Raw genomic sequence first — 314 nt, forward strand, 5'->3', positions numbered from 1 at the left:
GGCGCGGCGCTGCTGCTTTCGCCCACCATCCGCAGCCCGCTCCACAGAAAAGTGACGGTTTCCGCAGCCTTATTATGATGGTGGAGGATTTTCTGCGTTCTTCTGCCCAGTGGATCGTAACGATATTCAACGCGGCTGTAGGCTTTATGGCCTGTGAAGCGCACTTCAGCCACGCGATCCTCATCGTCATAGCTGAAGGACTGCTCCACATCCTCATTCACGGGCTTACGCCAGATTAGTCGCCCAAAACCATCGTAGCGCCAGCGTGCCCCTCTCAGCCTCTGGAGCAGGTTCTGCCAGACTGTCTGTCCGGG

At 57.6% G+C, this 314-nt stretch carries 1 pseudogene; it reads right to left on the minus strand.

From position 1 onward, the window contains the following. A pseudogene (locus tag A1830_RS24150) lies at nucleotides 1-314 on the minus strand (Rhs-family protein); the annotation flags it as partial.

Source organism: Erwinia sp. ErVv1 (genome assembly GCF_900068895.1).
GTDB lineage: Bacteria > Pseudomonadota > Gammaproteobacteria > Enterobacterales > Enterobacteriaceae > Erwinia.